We start from the raw sequence: 17,665 nt of genomic DNA, 5'->3' as shown, positions 1-17,665 counted from the left end.
TAGGGATACACTCTAAAAGGATGAAGCTGTGCATGTCTAGTCATGCAAGGGTAAAAAAGAGAGGAGCATACGAAATGACAAAGTATATTTTTGTAACAGGAGGAGTTGTTTCCTCACTTGGAAAAGGGATCACGGCTGCATCGTTAGGCCGCCTTCTGAAAAATAGAGGGATGGATGTCACCATTCAAAAATTTGATCCATATATCAACGTAGACCCAGGGACAATGAGTCCATACCAGCACGGTGAGGTATTTGTTACAGACGACGGTGCTGAAACAGACCTTGACTTAGGTCACTACGAGCGTTTCATTGACATTAACTTAAATAAGTACAGCAACGTTACAACAGGTAAAATCTACTCTACTGTTTTGAAGAAAGAGCGCCGCGGCGACTACTTAGGTGGAACAGTACAGGTTATTCCCCACATTACAAATGAAATCAAAGACCGTGTGTACCGTGCCGGAAAAGAAACGGGTGCAGATGTGGTCATTACAGAAATCGGTGGAACAGTAGGAGACATCGAATCCCTTCCATTCCTTGAAGCGATTCGTCAAATGAAGAGTGACATCGGCCGTGAAAACGTGATGTACATTCATTGTACCCTTGTTCCTTACATCCGTGCAGCAGGCGAACTGAAAACAAAACCAACACAGCATAGTGTAAAAGAACTTCGTAGTCTTGGTATTCAGCCAAACGTCATTGTGGTCAGAACTGAAATGCCATTGGCACAAGACATGAAGGACAAAATTGCGCTATTCTGTGATATTGATACGAAAGCAGTCATCGAATGTCAGGATGCAGATACCCTTTATTCGATTCCGCTTGATTTACAAAAACAAGGATTAGACAAGCTTGTATGTGAGCACATGAAGCTTGACTGTCAAGATGCGGACATGACGGAGTGGACGGCGCTTGTTGATAAAGTACAAAACCTTTCAAAACAAGTTACGATTGGTCTAGTAGGGAAATATGTTGAGCTGCAAGATGCATACATTTCTGTCGTTGAATCCCTTCGTCATGCGGGCTATGCATTTGATGCGGATGTTCAAATCAAATGGATCAACGCAGAAGAAGTCACAGCAGAAAATATGGCTGATTTCGCTCAAGATGTAGACGGCATTATTGTTCCTGGAGGCTTCGGAGACCGCGGAGTAGAAGGAAAAATCATTGCAACACAATATGCGCGCGAAAACAAAGTGCCATTCTTCGGAATCTGCTTAGGTATGCAAGTCGCATCTATCGAATATGCGAGAAACGTACTAGGTTTAGAGGGAGCACATTCCGCTGAAATTGATCCAGAAACAGCATTCCCAATCATCGACCTTCTTCCAGAACAGAAGGATGTTGATGACTTAGGTGGAACACTTCGCCTCGGCCTATATCCTTGTAAATTAAACGAAGACTCAAAAGCATTTGCTGCATACAATGACGAAGTCGTGTACGAACGCCACCGTCATCGCTATGAGTTTAATAACGAATTCAGACAGCAAATGGAAGCAGCAGGTTTTGTCTTCTCTGGTACAAGCCCAGACGGACGCCTTGTTGAAATCATTGAACTGAAGGATCACCCATGGTTCCTTGCTTCTCAGTTCCACCCAGAATTCATTTCAAGACCAACAAGACCACAGCCGTTATTTAGAGATTTCGTTGGTGCTTCACTACAGGCATCTGAATCAAAATAAAACAAAAAACTGCCGAGAATATCATCTTCTCGGCAGTTTTTTTATTCATATTCCTCAACGATTTCTTTCACAGTAAACGATAGAGCATGGTAGACATATAAGCAGGTCATCAGTGCAGGATAGCCGAACCTTGTTCCATCTTCAGCAGGCACAAGTGGTTTTTTGAGCTGAAAATCAATGTGGACATCACAATGCTCTTCAATAAATGATGTCTCCTTTTGTGCAGGACCGACACCGACAATAGGTGTGCCTTGTTCGTGCAGCTCTTTGACAAGGGATTGAATCTCTTGATCTTCTGGATCTGAATAAAATAAAAGCACCCTGTCACTTGGATGAAGTAAGCTGCGCTCCTTTTGATCCAGCGGCAGAACCTTCGCACCCGGAAACGTCTCCTTGCTCTCGGATGCCTCTAAGGCTACAGCCGCCAGTTCATTCTTGCCATGAAAATACACGGCATGTCCACTGACAACGGCCTGAGCAAGAAGGCGTGCACCGTCTTCGATCGCTTCGGCCTGCTTATCTCCAATACGTGAAAAAATACCTGATAATTGGGTAGTGAAAATTTTTAACAAGACTCATTTCCTCCTTCTGTCAGATCATTTTATAATAGAATATAAAGAGAATATTAGGAAAAATGCTCAGAAAATGTCGTAAAGTAAACTATTATAATTAAAGGAAATGTGAAAATCAAACAGAATTATTTAACAACAGCTCTTTTTATGGCGAAAAATGAAAGCAATGGGGTGTAACAGATGAATGAGAAAATTTTAATTGTCGATGATCAGTACGGTATTAGAATATTGCTGAATGAAGTGTTTCATAAAGAAGGCTATCAAACCTTTCAAGCCGCTAATGGACTACAGGCATTAGATATTGTGAAAAACCATAGACCAAACCTCGTCCTGCTTGATATGAAGATTCCCGGAATGGATGGCATTGAGATTTTAAAACGCATGAAATTAATTGATGAAGACATCCGCGTGATCATTATGACAGCTTATGGCGAACTAGATATGATTCAAGAGTCTAAAGAGCTCGGTGCATTAACGCATTTTGCTAAACCATTTGATATTGATGAAATCCGTGATGCAGTCAAAGAATACTTGCCACTCGAAACAAATGGCTAGATGGAAATGATTGAATCAAGTCATTCTGTTGCCGATTTGTCGAATAATTGGTATTCTAGATAAGAAGAAGAAAGCGATCTGACTTTGAAAGTTTACATATGGCGAGAAATTCTGGTCATGCTAGGGTGGAGAGCTTTTTTTAGTAAGCAAATTAGCTACATAGGGAGGATTTTTCATCATGCCTTTAGTTTCAATGACAGAAATGTTGAAAGACGCAAAGGAAAAAGGTTACGCTGTTGGACAGTTTAACTTAAATAACTTAGAATTCACGCAAGCGATTTTACAAGCTGCTGAAGAAGAGAAATCTCCAGTGATTTTAGGAGTATCTGAAGGAGCAGGACGCTACATGGGCGGCTTCAAAACAGTTGTCGCAATGGTAAAAGCGTTAATCGAAGAATATAATGTAACAGTTCCTGTTGCGATTCATTTAGATCACGGTTCAAGCTTTGAATCTTGTGCAAAAGCTATTCATGCAGGATTTACTTCTGTGATGATTGATGCTTCTCACCATCCATTTGATGAGAACGTAGCGACAACTGCAAAAGTAGTTGAGCTTGCACATTTCCACGGTGTATCTGTAGAAGCTGAGCTTGGAACTGTTGGTGGGCAAGAAGACGACGTCATCGCTGAGGGCGTTATTTATGCTGATCCAAAAGAGTGCCAAGAGCTTGTAGAACGTACTGGTATTGACTGCCTTGCGCCTGCACTAGGTTCAGTTCATGGTCCATACAAAGGTGAACCAAACCTTGGTTTCGCTGAAATGGAAGAGATTGGTAAAACAACTGGACTTCCACTTGTTCTTCACGGCGGAACAGGTATCCCGACTGCTGACATCAAGCGTGCGATTTCACTTGGTACAGCAAAAATCAATGTAAACACTGAAAACCAAATTGCTTCTGCGAAAGCAGTTCGCGAAACACTTGCTGCAAAAACAGAAGAGTATGATCCACGTAAATATCTTGGACCAGCTCGTGACGCAATTAAAGCGACTGTTATCGGCAAAATGCGTGAATTTGGTTCTTCTAACCAAGCATAATTTGATGAGAACCGAAAGCCGCCTGAGTCACAGGCGGTTTTCTCCATATCTTGAGAAAGCGCAATCAAATTTACATTTCAGACAATTTATTGATAGGAGAGTGGCACAGTTATGTTATTTTTCGTAGACACAGCGAATATCGCAGACATCAAAGAGGCACACGAGCTTGGCATTTTAGCAGGCGTGACAACAAACCCTAGTTTAGTAGCGAAAGAAAAGGACGTATCGTTCCACGACCGCCTTCGTGAAATCACTGACGTGGTATCAGGTTCAGTTAGTGCGGAAGTCATTTCCCTCAAAGCAGAAGAAATGATCGAAGAAGGAAAAGAGCTTGCTGCTATTGCACCAAATATTACAGTTAAAATCCCAATGACAACAGACGGTCTTAAAGCGGTCAAAGCGTTAACAGACCTTGGGATTAAAACAAACGTCACGTTGATTTTTAGTGCAAACCAGGCACTTCTTGCAGCTAGAGCTGGTGCGACGTATGTCTCTCCATTCCTCGGCCGCTTAGATGACATTGGCCAAAATGGTCTTGATCTCATTAGTGAAGTGAAAACCATTTTTGATGTTCATGGATTAGATACACAAATCATTGCTGCATCCATTCGTCACCCGCAACATGTGACAGAAGCTGCGCTTAGAGGTGCTCATATCGGCACAATGCCGCTGAAAGTCATCAAGCAGCTGACAAAACACCCATTAACGGATGCAGGCATTGAGCAATTTTTAGCAGACTGGAATAAATAAGTGATTGTGGCAGACGGATACGCATCCGTTTGCCGCAGTTTTCCTTAAATACGCTAAGAAATGTTTTGTGCAAAGAAGAGAACATCACAGCCTCGCAAAGCTTCGATTATTTTTCTTCCGACAAATTTCGTTTAACCTGTATTCTTTCTCTTGATATTGGCTAAATTTTGGACAAGACCTTTTAAAGCGCGACATCCACAAACAGTATAACTCCAACAGTGATCTTCTTTAAGAAGGGAGACAAATATGGAAAAGTTAAACATTGCCGGCGGTGACCCCTTGCGCGGGACCGTACATATTAGTGGTGCGAAAAATAGTGCTGTGGCACTGATTCCTGCCACGATTCTCGCTGATTCTCCAGTAACCATTGAAGGCCTTCCGCATATTTCAGATATTGACACATTACGAGATCTGTTAGAAGAGATTGGCGGAAAGGTCACGTTTGAAAAAGGTGAGATGGTTGTCAATCCTGCCTCCATGATCAGCATGCCGCTTCCTAATGGGAAAGTGAAGAAACTACGAGCATCCTATTATTTAATGGGCGCCATGCTCGGTAGATTCAAGCAGGCTGTCATTGGATTACCAGGGGGCTGTCACTTAGGACCTAGACCGATCGATCAGCATATCAAAGGCTTTGAAGCACTTGGAGCCGAGGTGACAAACGAACAGGGTGCGATTTATTTGCGCGCTGAAAAATTAGTCGGAGCCCGTATTTATCTTGATGTTGTCAGTGTAGGTGCGACCATCAATATCATGCTGGCAGCCGTGCTAGCTGAAGGGAAAACAGTGATTGAAAATGCCGCAAAAGAACCCGAAATTATTGATGTAGCAACACTGCTTGCAAGCATGGGAGCTAAAATCAAAGGTGCGGGGACGGATGTGATTCGGATCGAAGGTGTGGAATCTCTTCATGGCTGCAGGCATTCCATCATCCCTGACCGCATAGAAGCAGGTACATTTTTAATTGCAGGTGCAGCGATGGGGAATGAAGTTGTGCTTGATAATGTGATCCCAACTCATTTAGAATCAATTACGGCGAAACTTAGAGAGATGGGATTTACAATTGAAACAAGCAACGATCAAATGCTGATCGTTGGCAGAAATGAAGGACTCAAGCCTGTCGATATCAAAACCCTTGTGTATCCGGGCTTTCCGACCGATCTTCAACAGCCGATGACGGCTTTGTTAACAAAAGCGAAAGGCACGAGTGTCGTGACAGATACCATTTACTCTGCCCGCTTTAAACACATTGACGAATTGCGTCGAATGGGTGCTAACATGAAGGTGGAAGGAAGATCTGCCATTATTACAGGTCAAACGCAGCTTCAAGGTGCAAAGGTCAAAGCAAGTGATCTGCGAGCAGGTGCTTGTCTCGTTGTTGCAGGGTTAATGGCAGACGGTGTGACCGAAATCACAGGGCTTGAACATATAGACAGAGGATATAGTATGCTTGAGGAGAAGCTTGAAGGCTTGGGTGCAACCATCTGGCGTGAAAAGCTGAATGACCAAGAAATAGAAGAACTTCAAAATTCATAAGGCTTTGACTGTGAGAGGAGATTTGGACAAAAATGGAAAGAAGTTTATCGATGGAACTAGTACGGGTGACAGAAGCAGCTGCATTAAAATCTGCTCGTTGGATGGGTAGAGGTTTAAAAGACGAAGCGGATGATGCTGCAACAAGTGCCATGCGTGATGTATTTGATACGATTCCGATGAAGGGAACTGTGGTCATCGGCGAGGGAGAAATGGACGAAGCACCAATGCTTTATATTGGGGAAAAGCTTGGAAACGGATATGGACCTCGTGTGGATGTCGCTGTTGATCCATTGGAAGGAACAAATATTGTGGCAAGCGGCGGCTGGAATGCTTTAGCTGTTATTGCTGTTGCAGATCATGGCAACTTGCTGAATGCACCTGATATGTACATGGATAAGATCGCAGTAGGTCCAGAAGCGGTAGGCTGCATCGACATTGAAGCGCCTGTCATTGACAATCTTCGTGCTGTTGCAAAAGCGAAAAACAAAGATATTGAAGATGTTGTTGCGACAATTTTAAACAGAGAGCGACATGAAAAGATCATTGCTGAGCTGAGAGAAGCTGGAGCAAGAATCAAGCTGATCGATGATGGTGACGTTGCAGGAGCCATTAATACAGCATTTGATCACACAGGTGTTGATATTCTATTTGGTTCAGGTGGAGCGCCTGAAGGTGTCCTTTCTGCTGTTGCGCTTAAAGCACTTGGTGGAGAAATCCACGGTAAGCTTCTTCCACAAAGTGAAGAAGAGCTGAGACGCTGTGAGAAAATGGGACTGGATGTTGGAAAAGTCCTCAGAATGGAAGACCTCGTGAAAGGCGATGACGCCATTTTTGCAGCGACAGGTGTAACAGATGGCGAGTTATTAAAAGGTGTTCAATTTAAAGGCTCTGTTGGAACAACACATAGTGTTGTCATGCGTGCGAAATCAGGTACTGTTCGATTCGTCGATGGCAGACACAGTTTAAAGAAAAAACCGAATCTTGTCATTCGTCCGTAATCTGAAAGCGGGTATTCTTTACCCGCTTTTCATATAGGTGTCAAATATATATCATTTTCTTTTTAAAGTTGAATATTCCCTGCAAATGAGGTAAAACTAAAGAGTGCTGCGAAATTTTCTGCGAATTTACTTCTTTTAAGCTTCAACAAGTTTAAATACTGCCGCATCATGACGATATACTCATTATCCTTCTCTATGTTGACAAAGCTCTATTTCACATTGTTCCTATCTTTACGATAAAACGAGTGGGAGCGTTACCATGAGAGCAAGGTCATTCCAACAAAAAACGGAATTAAAAGCTAATCAAATACAATGGTCATGCATTTGTAATGAAATACATTGACTAGAAAAGTGTGGTGTCCATATTGAAAGATGTTTCGATTTCATCTTTGGAAAATATGAAATTAAAAGAGCTGTATGAGTTAGCAAAAAAGTACAAAATCTCTTATTACAGCAAACTAACAAAAAAAGAATTAATTTTTGCCATCTTAAAGGCAAACGCTGAGCAAGAGGATCTCTTATTTATGGAAGGGGTTCTAGAAATTATTCAGTCAGAGGGATTTGGTTTCTTAAGACCAATTAACTATTCCCCAAGCTCTGAAGACATTTATATTTCTGCTTCACAAATCAGACGCTTTGATTTAAGAAATGGTGATAAGGTGTCTGGAAAGGTACGACCTCCAAAAGAGAATGAACGCTACTATGGCCTCCTTCATGTAGAAGCGGTAAATGGGGACGACCCAGAATCAGCAAAGGAACGTGTTCACTTTCCTGCTCTCACACCGCTATTCCCTGATCGTCAAATGATTCTTGAAACACAGCCTAATCATCTGTCTACTAGAATTATGGATATGATGGCACCAGTTGGTTTTGGACAGCGTGGATTAATTGTTGCGCCGCCTAAGGCAGGGAAGACCATTTTACTCAAAGAAATTGCCAACAGCATTTCTGAAAATCATCCAGAGGCGGAACTGATTGTTCTTCTTATTGACGAACGTCCAGAGGAAGTAACAGATATCGAACGATCTGTTGCAGGTGATGTCGTTAGCTCAACCTTTGACGAAGTACCGGAAAACCACATTAAAGTAGCAGAGCTTGTATTAGAGCGTGCGATGCGTCTAGTTGAACATAAAAAAGATGTCATCATCTTAATGGACAGCATCACAAGACTTGCCCGTGCATACAACCTGGTCATTCCACCAAGCGGCCGAACGCTTTCTGGCGGTATTGATCCAGCTGCTTTCCATCGCCCAAAACGTTTCTTTGGTGCTGCGCGTAACATCGAAGAAGGTGGAAGCTTGACCATTTTAGCTACTGCACTTGTTGATACGGGATCACGTATGGATGATGTGATTTATGAAGAGTTTAAAGGAACAGGAAACATGGAGCTCCATTTAGATCGTTCTCTTGCAGAAAGAAGAATTTTCCCAGCCATCGACATTCGTCGTTCCGGTACAAGAAAAGAAGAACTGCTTGTGCCTAAAGAACATCTTGATCGTCTATGGGCGATGAGAAAATCAATGTCAGATACACCTGATTTCGCTGAGAAATTCATGCGCAAAATGAGAAAAACAAAGACAAACCAAGAATTTTTCGATATTTTAACGCAAGAGTGGAAACAAGCAAATATGTCTGCATCAAGAAGATAGCTTCCTGAAAAAATACATTTGCAATCATAGACTCACACTGTTATAATTTTATCATGTGCGTTTCAGAATTTATTCTGAGATATTAACTCTGTTTCCGAATTGGATTCAGGGCGGAAGGAGATGACAGTAGATGAAAACAGGAATTCATCCTAACTACAAAAAAGCTACAGTCAAATGCGCTTGTGGAAATGAGTTTGAAACTGGATCAGTAAAAGAAGAGGTACGCATCGAGATTTGCTCTGAGTGCCATCCTTTCTATACAGGCCGTCAAAAATTCGCTTCTGCTGATGGACGTGTTGACCGCTTTAACAAAAAATACGGTCTTAAGTAATAATAGATACAATAAACAGGCAGGAATCCGTTCTTGCCTGTTTTTTTACGTGGATTGATGGAACTTTAAAACGGGGGAGAAGACCTTATGTATGTGATGAAACAAAGCGGTTGGCTTGAAGTCATCTGCGGAAGTATGTTTTCTGGAAAGTCGGAAGAATTGATTCGGAGAGCCAAAAGAGCCACCTTTGCCAAACAAGAAGTAAAAATATTCAAACCAGCGATTGATAACCGGTATAGCACAAGCTCAGTTGTGTCACATAACGGTTCATCCGTCGATGGGATTGCAGTAACCTCACCAAAAGACATAATAACGCACATATCAGAACGAACCGATGTCATTGGCATTGATGAGGTGCAATTTTTTGATGAGACAATCATTGATATTGTCACTCAGTTGGCTGATAAAGGCTACCGAGTCATTGTTGCAGGCCTTGATCAAGACTTCAGAGGAGAGCCATTTGGTGTTGTTCCACATTTAATGGCATGTGCAGAGCTTGTAACAAAACTTCAAGCAGTTTGTTCGGTATGCGGCTCCCCAGCGAGTAGAACACAACGCTTGATCGACGGTAAACCCGCATCCTATGATGATCCCATTATTTTAGTAGGTGCGCAGGAATCATACGAAGCACGATGCAGACATCACCATGAAGTACCAAAACTAGATGTTGGTACAACACTTGACAATTAAAAAAATAGCAAATGCCGCTGTGTTTCGTTTTTCGAGTTTTTGGCTGAACACCCATCATTTGTACTTAAATAAATTAAATAACGCTACGAAAAAATTATCTAATTTTCAACGCTTGCGTTTTGGTATAAGCAGGCATAAAATGACTAACTGTAGTGTAAAGCATTTAAACGAAAAGTTCGATTTCTTGTCATAATTTTTTTGATTAAGGATTTTTCTCCTTGATCGTTCTTTGTATTAATAGTTCACTTTATTTATATTTTAGAAAGAGGGTAGTTTTTGATGAACAACGTGAAGAAAACAAAAGAAGGGTACCTCGAAACCACTTTGACAGGTAAAGATGTATTATCGATTCCAACGTTGAACAAAGGCGTTGCTTTCTCTGAAGAAGAAAGACAAGAGCTTGGACTAGAAGGATTACTTCCTCCAACTGTTCTGACTTTAGAACAGCAAGCAGAGAGAGCATACAAACAATTTCTAGCTCAGCCAGATCGTCTTCGTCAAAACGTATACTTAAGTGATTTGCAAAACCGTAACGAAGTATTATTCTATAAGCTTCTAACGGACAAGCTTCGTGAAATGCTTCCTGTTGTTTACACACCAACTGTTGGTGAAGCGATTCAAGAATACAGCCATGAATACAGAAGACCTCATGGTGTCTACCTTTCAATCGACAACATTGACGGTATTGAGAAAGCATTTGAAAACTTACATGCAACAGCAGGCGACATCGACCTCATCGTAGCAACTGACTCTGAGAGTATTCTTGGAATTGGTGACTGGGGTGTTGGTGGTATCAACATCGCAATTGGTAAATTAGCTGTTTACACGGCTGCAGCAGGGATTGATCCAAGCCGCGTGATTCCAGTTGTATTAGATGTTGGAACTAACAATGAGAAATTATTAAATGATCCATTGTACATCGGGAACCACCACAAACGTGTACAAGGTGAAAAATACGAAGAGTTCATTGATGCGTATGTAAAAGCAGCACTTAAATTCTTCCCGAAAGCATTGCTTCACTGGGAAGACCTTGGAAACAAAAATGCGCGTAACATCATGAAAAAATACAACGACAACATCTTAACATTTAATGATGATATCCAAGGTACTGGTGCCATTACTTTAGCGGGTGTTCTTGCAGCTGTCAAGAAAACTGGTACTCAATTGAAAGATCACCGTGTGATGATTTTCGGAGCTGGATCAGCTGGAATCGGAATCGCCGATCAAATGCGTGACACAATGGTTCTTGAAGGTCTAAGTGAAGAAGAAGCAAACAATGCATTCTGGACGTTAGACTACAGAGGATTGCTAACAGATCAGTTTGAAGATGAAGTGCTTGATTTCCAAAAACCATACCTTCGTTCTTCTGATGAAGTAGAAGGCTGGGCTCGTGATGAAAAAGGACAAATCTCATTTGCTGAAGCTGTTCGCAAGGTGAAGCCAACTATTCTTATTGGTACATCAGGTCAAGGCGGCGCATTCACTGAAGAAATTATTAAAGAAATCGCAGCTCATACAGAGCGTCCAGTGATCATGCCGATGTCTAACCCAACACCACTTGCTGAAGCAGTACCGGAAGATCTATTCAAATGGACAGACGGTCGTGCGCTTGTTGCAACTGGAAGCCCATTCGAAAATGTCGAGTATAACGGAATTGAACATGAAATCGGACAATCAAACAATGCGTTCGTTTTCCCTGGACTTGGTCTTGGTTCAATCGTAACGGAATCAAAAATCATCACAAAAGGCATGTTCGTTGCTTCAGCGGATGCGATTGCTGAAATGGTTGATCATGATAAACCAGGTGCTGGTCTACTTCCAAGCATTGATAAGTTACAAGAAGTTTCTATCAAAGTAGCTATTGAAGTGGCAAAAGCAGCAATTAAAGATGGTGTCGCAAGAAAAACACCTGAAAACATTGAACAAGCTGTGAAAGATGCTATGTGGATTCCTGAATATAAAAAAATTGTAAGAGCATAATAAAATGTGTAACGCGGCATTGTTTCGGGTAATGTAAGCAATGCCGCTATAAAATAAGAAACATGTAAAGGATTCAAGGAGGAATAGTAAGATGGACTTTTTAAATATTTTGATCCTCCTAGCACCGATTTTTTTCGTTATCGCGCTGGGTTGGTTCGCAGGGAACTTCGGCAGCTATGACGCTAAATCTGCAAAAGGTGTAAGTACACTTGTTACAAAGTATGCTTTGCCAGCGCACTTTATCGCCAGCATTCTGTCAACACCAAAAGATAAATTCTATAGTCAAATTCCATTTTTCGTTGCATTGATTTTCGGAATCGTAGGCTTTTATATCATTATCCTTTTAGTTACGAAATTTGCTTTTAAATATGATTTAACAGATTCATCTGTTTTCTCATTAAACTCAGCACAACCGACCTTTGCATTTATGGGGATTCCGGTCTTGGGCAGTTTATTTGGGGCTCAAGAAGTTGCAATTCCGATTGCTATTACCGGAATAGTTGTAAATGCATTGCTTGATCCAATTGCTATTATTGTGTCAACTGTCGGTGAAAAAACAAAAGGAAAAGCCAAAGACGGCGAAAGTTTCCTAAAAATGACGACGAAAGCGATTTTACACGGCTTATCAGAGCCGCTTGCGCTTGCACCGTTAGCAAGTATCATTCTTGTTCTTTTAGGATTTAAACTTCCTGAAATCGGACATGAAATGCTAGAGGAAATTGGAAGTGTGACATCAGGGGTTGCGCTCTTTGCAGTCGGTGTCACAGTCGGTATCCGCAAGATTAAACTGAGCTTACCAGCTTTCAGTATCGCATTGCTCAAAGTAGCTGTACAACCGTTACTTATGTATTTTATCGCCATTCTTATGGGTCTTTCGGCGGATGAAATTACAAAAGCTGTATTGCTTGTTGCCTTCCCAGGTTCAGCTGTTGCGGCCATGATCGCCACTCGATTTGAGAAACAGGAAGCAGAAACAGCATCCGCATTTGTGATCAGTGCGATCATGTCACTCATTACGTTACCGATCATTATTGCACTTACCGTATAATATAGTAGAAAGGCTGCCTCGTTAGGCAGCCTTTCTTAGCGAAATGAATGAAACAGAGGGAAGAGCGCACGCTTTTTTTTCATTTCGGGGTGTGCCTTTTCCTTTTCTTCTTCTTTTGATGGTTTTGGTTTTGTCAATGTGGCTGTGAGGCGTTCTAATTTTGCAGTTAATTCTTCAATTTCTCTTCTGTGCTGGAGGAGCTGGTAGGAAACGCCTTCATCTGCTTTCTTAGCGAGTTTCCGTTCTAATTCTTGAAAACGGGCTTCAATATGACTGACATGTGATTGCTCTTGAAGGAGCTGTTTCACTTGTTCTTCTAAGGCTTCTATCCGTTTTGATGAGTCAGAAGTTTCTACAGTAGGTGATAATTGCTGGGCGGTTTCTTCATGGATCGGCAGTCTAATGTCATGGAGAATCACACCTTCGTTCATTTGGTGTTGGACCTCTTTGAGCAGCTGGACAATGTCATCATGAAATTCGTAATGTCCAAGTTCATTCCGGGCGACAGGGATGTTGAGCTGTTTGACCCAGCGCTGAATGGTTTTTGAAGATACACCAATTTCCTTTGCAACCTCATTTGTATTCAAACCAAATGCCCTCCCTTTTTTCAATTACAAGTACCATTCTCTTTCGTGAGCATCCGTTCCTTCACGTTAGACAAAACAAGTAACCAATCGCCAAAGATCGTGTTTTCTAGTGAAAAATTGCAGAAAATCAATTGTTTTGGAAATTTTTTTGACTGTCATACCCCGCTATACTATAATTAGACTGTTACGCACAAAACAGAGGTGAAGACCATGTTAGACCGTTTAAAATCAATTGAAGAACGCTATGAAAAGCTAAATGAATATTTAAGTGACCCTGAAGTGGTGAACGACCCTAAGAAGCTTCGTGAATATTCGAAGGAACAATCTGATATTCAAGAAACTGTTGAGGTATATAGACAATATCGTGCGGCATATGATCAGCTAAGTGATGCGAAAGCCATGCTGGAAGATAAGCTCGATGCCGATATGCGCGACATGGTCAAAGAAGAAATTTCAGAGCTCACAGAGGAAACAGAACGTTTAGAAGACGAGCTGAAAATCTTGCTCATCCCGAAAGATCCGAATGACGATAAGAACGTTATTGTGGAGGTTCGTGGTGCAGCGGGCGGAGAAGAGGCTGCGCTGTTTGCAGGAAACCTGTACCGTATGTACAGCCGTTATGCTGAAATGCAAGGCTGGAAAACGGAAGTCATGGAAGCGAGTGTCACTGGAACTGGCGGTTATAAGGAGATCATCTTTATGATTAGCGGTAAAGGTGCATATTCTAAACTAAAGTTTGAAAACGGTGCACACCGCGTGCAGCGTGTTCCTGAAACTGAGTCAGGCGGCCGTATTCATACATCAACAGCGACAGTTGCTGTATTACCAGAGGCTGAGGAAGTTGAAATTGATATCCACGAAAAAGATATTCGTGTGGATACATTCGCATCAAGCGGACCTGGGGGACAAAGTGTTAATACCACAATGTCTGCTGTTCGTTTGACTCACCTTCCAACAGGTGTAGTGGTTTCCTGTCAGGATGAGAAATCACAAATCAAAAACAAAGAAAAAGCGATGAAAGTTTTGCGTGCGAGAATTTATGATAAATTCCAGCGTGAAGCACAAGCTGAATATGATCAAACCCGTAAATCTGCTGTTGGAACAGGGGATCGTTCAGAACGTATCCGTACGTACAATTTCCCACAAAACCGCGTGACGGACCACCGCATTGGATTAACGATTCAAAAGCTTGATCAAATTTTAGAAGGAAAACTTGACGAGGTCATTGATGCATTAATTATGGAAGACCAAGCAAGAAAACTTCAAAATGCAAAATAAAGAGCGAACGATCTTTGAAGCCCTTAAATGGGCTTCTTCTTTGTTAACGGAAGCGGGCAGAGACCAAAACGCAGCAGAGTTAATGTTGATGCATGTGCTTGGATGGAGCAGAAGTGAACTTCTTGCCCGTTTTCATGATCCACTGCCAGAGGAGCAAGATTCACAATTCAGTGAGTTCGTCGCGCAGCACAAGCGTGGAGTGCCTGTGCAGCATTTAACGGGTGTTGAATTTTTTTATGGGCGTCCTTTTGAGGTAAACAAACATGTTCTGATTCCTCGTCCTGAAACGGAGGAAGTGGTGCTGGCGGCATTAAACATGATGAATCGTGTGTTTCCTAATGATCAGCCGCTCAAAGCTGTTGATGTAGGAACAGGTAGCGGTGCAATTGCGATTACGTTAGCTCTTGAAAAAGAATCTCTCACTGTGACAGCGACGGATATTTCACATGAAGCACTTGAAGTAGCAAAGCGAAATCAAGAAGCGCTTGGTGCAGACGTTCATTTTGTCCAAGGGGATTTACTTGAACCGATTATGGCTCAAGGCATCAAAGTCGATGTGTTTATTTCCAATCCTCCTTATATTGCGGCAGAAGAAATGGATGGTTTATCAGAGGTTGTCACAAAGCATGAACCTGTCAATGCGCTGACAGATGGACGTGATGGCCTGTGGTTTTATGAGCGTATCGCTTGTGATCTCCACAAGGTACTTCATCAGCAAGCAGTGGTTGTCTTTGAAATAGGACATACACAAGCACAAGATGTAAAAGCGCTTCTTTTGCAGGCGTTCCCTTCAGCTGATGTTCATATCATCAAGGACATCAACGGAAAGGATCGAGCGGTTTGCGCACACATTCAAAACGGAAGTCCGGCTGAATAAAGTCGGACTATTTTATTATGTAAAGATGAAACTTATGGTAAAAGGGAAACGTATATATAGAAGAATGAACATTCTGATCATGATTTTTTACATAAATTTGTTTTGAAGGAGCGAATGGTGTGAACAGAAGGTATGCGATGGTGTTGGTCATCGTCAGTGTACTATTGATTGTGAGTGCTTGCGGTAAACCGAGCTTTAAAAAAGAAGCAGCAGCATTTGGGGAAAACTATAAAAAAGCACAATACACAGTGAATCGGACGGATGACCTATCTGACATGAAGGAGAAGTTAAAGGATTATTTAACCGAGCATGAATATCAAGAATATACACAAGACAGCATGTTTCCAAGTGTATTAGAAGCAGCAAAAGATCAAGATTGTCAAATTAAACTGAAAAAAATTACGTTTACACCTTCAGATGAAAGCGATGACAGGATTGAATTTGACTATGAAATGATCATTCAATTTATTGACCATAAAGGAAAGGTCAAAAAGGAAATTGAGAAAAAAGGTGCAATGACAGTGATCAAAACAGATTCGGGATTAAAAATCAGCCGAGATTGGGATGGGAGACTGTACCCTTCCGATTACCAATCCTCACTAAAAAGCCGTTCATAAGTTGTTGAATGGCTTTTTTGCATGCAAAAAAACATTGATTCGCTCACCTCATGTAGTTGTTTTTTACTCATAATCTATTAAAAAAATCATTTTTGCTGTTTACGAGATGAGTTTCCTGGACACAATGTTTGTAGCGAAGAGAAAAAGTGGGGGGAACACATCATGTTCAAAAGTAAAATGATGATTTGTCTTTATATGTTTTTATTATTATGTGGTGCTTTTGCAAACCTTGGAAAAGAGGAGACGGCGGCTGCTTCTGCCAATCAGCCTGTTGTGATTCCAGATGAAGCCATTCGTTTACGCATTTTAGCCAACAGTGACCAGTCGGCAGATCAAGATGTGAAACGAAGTATTCGAGATGAGGTCAATGCCAATATAACGGAGTGGGTGAAAGACCTCACATCCATTGAAGAAGCTAGACGTGTGATTCGTTCAAAGCTTCCAGACATCAATCGTATTGCCAAAGCAAAATTAAAGGAACAACACATTGATCAATCCGTATCGGTCAGCTTTCAAAAAGCCTCATTTCCAACAAAGCTATATGGCAACTTTGTTTATCCTGCTGGGAAATATGAAGCCATTTTGATTACGTTAGGGGAAGGAGACGGAGCCAATTGGTGGTGTGTGTTATTCCCACCTCTCTGCTTTATCGATTTTTCAAACGGAGAAGCGATCGCCTCACCAGAAGGAGATGATAAAGAGCAGGTAGCCGCAGAGCCATCAAATGAATCTGTCAATGAAGTGGTAAAAGAAGAAGAGACGGGTGAAGTGAAATTCTTTCTGTTCGAATGGGTCTCTAGTCTTTTCTCTTAAAAAAGGTCTAAATCTGTTTTTGCCTCATAGAGTTGAAGTAAGAGAACAAAAAGAGGTGAAAGCATGTATTATCAATTAAGAATAGCGACAGAAGAAGATGCCCCGGCCATTAATGCCTTTCTTGAAAAAGGCCAAGCAAAAGGCGGGGTGACGATTGCAGAGCGTACGTCATTTGTGGTCATGGAAGATGCAGACGGTGAGCTTGCAGGCTGTTTAGGTCTTGAACGACTAAATGAACAAGAAGGATTGCTAAGATCACTTGTGATATCAGATAAACTGGGTCAGGGGCATATCGTTTCTCTGTTCCAAAGTGTTCAAACGCTAGGGGAAAAACAAGGTGTGGACACCTTTTATGTTGTAGCCAATCACTCCTCCTCGCATGATTTTTTAGCGCTGATGGGCTTTACGCCTATAGAGGAAATCCCAGAAAGTGTGTGGGTATCTGCGCATGCAAAAGAGTCGTTGGGAAAAGAGCAGGCGGTTGTGCTGCAAAAAACAGCTAGTTAATCACAAAACACCGGACTTATTCACATACTTATCCACTGTAAAACAAGCGTTATCCACAAATTGTGGACAACGCTTGTTTTATTTAGCATCATCTTTTATACTTTCAAAAGGATAATTGAGATATATCAACAGTTTTATCTTTTTTAAAAGGAGTTTGTA

18 protein-coding genes are annotated in these 17,665 nt (G+C 41.6%); 16 read left to right on the top strand and 2 right to left on the bottom strand.

Annotated elements, in window-relative coordinates:
• Positions 1–74: 74 nt before the first annotated feature.
• The gene (gene pyrG / locus MHB38_RS17605; protein WP_017360053.1) at positions 75–1,682 is read left to right on the top strand and encodes a glutamine hydrolyzing CTP synthase; all 1,608 of its coding nucleotides are present in this window, start codon (positions 75–77) and stop codon (positions 1,680–1,682) included.
• Positions 1,683–1,723: 41 nt separating this feature from the next.
• Here pyrG and MHB38_RS17600 read toward each other — a convergent pair whose 3' ends face one another.
• Positions 1,724–2,254, bottom strand: coding sequence for a DUF2529 domain-containing protein (locus MHB38_RS17600; RefSeq protein WP_202734168.1), 531 nt, complete (start codon positions 2,252–2,254; stop codon positions 1,724–1,726).
• Positions 2,255–2,434: 180 nt separating this feature from the next.
• Between MHB38_RS17600 and MHB38_RS17595 the strand changes: the two genes are divergently transcribed.
• From MHB38_RS17595 to MHB38_RS17550, 10 genes are all read left to right on the top strand, one after another.
• Entirely contained in the window at positions 2,435–2,809 is a 375-nt protein-coding gene (locus tag MHB38_RS17595) for a response regulator (RefSeq protein ID WP_003214681.1), read from the top strand.
• Between the two features lie 178 nt (positions 2,810–2,987).
• Positions 2,988–3,845 carry a class II fructose-bisphosphate aldolase gene (locus MHB38_RS17590; protein ID WP_007497678.1) on the top strand — a complete coding sequence of 286 codons (858 nt, stop codon included), beginning with the start codon at positions 2,988–2,990 and terminating at the stop codon, positions 3,843–3,845.
• Positions 3,846–3,956: 111 nt separating this feature from the next.
• A complete protein-coding gene (fsa, locus tag MHB38_RS17585; RefSeq protein ID WP_003215343.1) occupies positions 3,957–4,595 on the top strand; it encodes a fructose-6-phosphate aldolase in 639 nt (212 codons plus the stop codon).
• Positions 4,596–4,841: 246 nt separating this feature from the next.
• Positions 4,842–6,131 carry a UDP-N-acetylglucosamine 1-carboxyvinyltransferase gene (locus MHB38_RS17580; RefSeq protein WP_048001110.1) on the top strand — a complete coding sequence of 430 codons (1,290 nt, stop codon included), beginning with the start codon at positions 4,842–4,844 and terminating at the stop codon, positions 6,129–6,131.
• A gap of 32 nt (positions 6,132–6,163) precedes the next feature.
• A complete protein-coding gene (glpX, locus tag MHB38_RS17575; protein WP_007497670.1) occupies positions 6,164–7,129 on the top strand; it encodes a class II fructose-bisphosphatase in 966 nt (321 codons plus the stop codon).
• Positions 7,130–7,494: 365 nt separating this feature from the next.
• Positions 7,495–8,778 (top strand): transcription termination factor Rho, encoded by a 1,284-nt coding sequence (rho, locus tag MHB38_RS17570; protein ID WP_007497667.1) that lies wholly within the window; start codon positions 7,495–7,497, stop codon positions 8,776–8,778.
• A gap of 130 nt (positions 8,779–8,908) precedes the next feature.
• Positions 8,909–9,109, top strand: a complete 201-nt coding sequence (gene rpmE / locus MHB38_RS17565; RefSeq protein ID WP_003215407.1) for a 50S ribosomal protein L31 — start codon at positions 8,909–8,911, stop codon at positions 9,107–9,109.
• 87 nt (positions 9,110–9,196) lie between these two features.
• Positions 9,197–9,799, top strand: a complete 603-nt coding sequence (locus tag MHB38_RS17560) for a thymidine kinase (RefSeq protein ID WP_007497666.1) — start codon at positions 9,197–9,199, stop codon at positions 9,797–9,799.
• 279 nt (positions 9,800–10,078) lie between these two features.
• Positions 10,079–11,779, top strand: coding sequence for an oxaloacetate-decarboxylating malate dehydrogenase (gene malS / locus MHB38_RS17555; protein WP_017368215.1), 1,701 nt, complete (start codon positions 10,079–10,081; stop codon positions 11,777–11,779).
• Positions 11,780–11,870: 91 nt separating this feature from the next.
• The gene (locus tag MHB38_RS17550) at positions 11,871–12,827 is read left to right on the top strand and encodes an AEC family transporter (protein ID WP_017368214.1); all 957 of its coding nucleotides are present in this window, start codon (positions 11,871–11,873) and stop codon (positions 12,825–12,827) included.
• Between the two features lie 35 nt (positions 12,828–12,862).
• Here MHB38_RS17550 and racA read toward each other — a convergent pair whose 3' ends face one another.
• Positions 12,863–13,414 (bottom strand): chromosome-anchoring protein RacA, encoded by a 552-nt coding sequence (racA, locus tag MHB38_RS17545; protein WP_039962987.1) that lies wholly within the window; start codon positions 13,412–13,414, stop codon positions 12,863–12,865.
• Positions 13,415–13,624: 210 nt separating this feature from the next.
• Here racA and prfA point away from each other — a divergent pair, with 210 nt between their 5' ends.
• The 5 genes from prfA (at position 13,625) to MHB38_RS17520 (ending at position 17,506) form a co-directional block, all read left to right on the top strand.
• Positions 13,625–14,692: a peptide chain release factor 1 gene (gene prfA, locus MHB38_RS17540; RefSeq protein ID WP_008343422.1), complete on the top strand. Its 1,068-nt coding sequence runs from the start codon at positions 13,625–13,627 to the stop codon at positions 14,690–14,692.
• On the top strand, positions 14,682–15,569 hold the full coding sequence (gene prmC / locus MHB38_RS17535; protein WP_035702317.1) for a peptide chain release factor N(5)-glutamine methyltransferase: 888 nt from the start codon (positions 14,682–14,684) through the stop codon (positions 15,567–15,569). The genes prfA and prmC overlap by 11 nt, the downstream gene beginning before the upstream one ends.
• 137 nt (positions 15,570–15,706) lie before the next feature.
• Entirely contained in the window at positions 15,707–16,186 is a 480-nt protein-coding gene (locus tag MHB38_RS17530) for a hypothetical protein (RefSeq protein ID WP_017360046.1), read from the top strand.
• A 162-nt stretch (positions 16,187–16,348) separates the two neighbouring features.
• Positions 16,349–16,999: a stage II sporulation protein R gene (spoIIR, locus tag MHB38_RS17525; RefSeq protein ID WP_017360045.1), complete on the top strand. Its 651-nt coding sequence runs from the start codon at positions 16,349–16,351 to the stop codon at positions 16,997–16,999.
• Between the two features lie 63 nt (positions 17,000–17,062).
• Complete coding sequence (locus MHB38_RS17520) at positions 17,063–17,506, top strand: GNAT family N-acetyltransferase (protein WP_007497650.1); 444 nt, start codon at positions 17,063–17,065, stop codon at positions 17,504–17,506.
• Positions 17,507–17,665: the final 159 nt, after the last annotated feature.

This window comes from Bacillus sp. FSL K6-3176 (assembly GCF_038003325.1).
In the GTDB taxonomy this organism is placed as follows: Bacteria; Bacillota; Bacilli; order Bacillales; family Bacillaceae; genus Bacillus; species Bacillus altitudinis.
The sequence above is the reverse complement of the archived record's forward strand: the minus strand, read 5'-3'. Positions and strand labels throughout refer to the sequence as shown.

Bases quoted from the DNA above. Each gene is read 5' to 3' on its own strand.
- pyrG (WP_017360053.1), top strand. From the start codon at position 75: ATGACAAAGTATATTTTTGTAACAGGAGGAGTTGTTTCCTCACTTGGA.
- MHB38_RS17595 (WP_003214681.1), top strand. From the start codon at position 2,435: ATGAATGAGAAAATTTTAATTGTCGATGATCAGTACGGTATTAGAATA.
- MHB38_RS17590 (WP_007497678.1), top strand. From the start codon at position 2,988: ATGCCTTTAGTTTCAATGACAGAAATGTTGAAAGACGCAAAGGAAAAA.
- fsa (WP_003215343.1), top strand. From the start codon at position 3,957: ATGTTATTTTTCGTAGACACAGCGAATATCGCAGACATCAAAGAGGCA.
- MHB38_RS17580 (WP_048001110.1), top strand. From the start codon at position 4,842: ATGGAAAAGTTAAACATTGCCGGCGGTGACCCCTTGCGCGGGACCGTA.
- glpX (WP_007497670.1), top strand. From the start codon at position 6,164: ATGGAAAGAAGTTTATCGATGGAACTAGTACGGGTGACAGAAGCAGCT.
- rpmE (WP_003215407.1), top strand. From the start codon at position 8,909: ATGAAAACAGGAATTCATCCTAACTACAAAAAAGCTACAGTCAAATGC.
- MHB38_RS17560 (WP_007497666.1), top strand. From the start codon at position 9,197: ATGTATGTGATGAAACAAAGCGGTTGGCTTGAAGTCATCTGCGGAAGT.
- malS (WP_017368215.1), top strand. From the start codon at position 10,079: ATGAACAACGTGAAGAAAACAAAAGAAGGGTACCTCGAAACCACTTTG.
- MHB38_RS17550 (WP_017368214.1), top strand. From the start codon at position 11,871: ATGGACTTTTTAAATATTTTGATCCTCCTAGCACCGATTTTTTTCGTT.
- prfA (WP_008343422.1), top strand. From the start codon at position 13,625: ATGTTAGACCGTTTAAAATCAATTGAAGAACGCTATGAAAAGCTAAAT.
- prmC (WP_035702317.1), top strand. From the start codon at position 14,682: ATGCAAAATAAAGAGCGAACGATCTTTGAAGCCCTTAAATGGGCTTCT.
- MHB38_RS17530 (WP_017360046.1), top strand. From the start codon at position 15,707: ATGGTGTTGGTCATCGTCAGTGTACTATTGATTGTGAGTGCTTGCGGT.
- spoIIR (WP_017360045.1), top strand. From the start codon at position 16,349: ATGTTCAAAAGTAAAATGATGATTTGTCTTTATATGTTTTTATTATTA.
- MHB38_RS17520 (WP_007497650.1), top strand. From the start codon at position 17,063: ATGTATTATCAATTAAGAATAGCGACAGAAGAAGATGCCCCGGCCATT.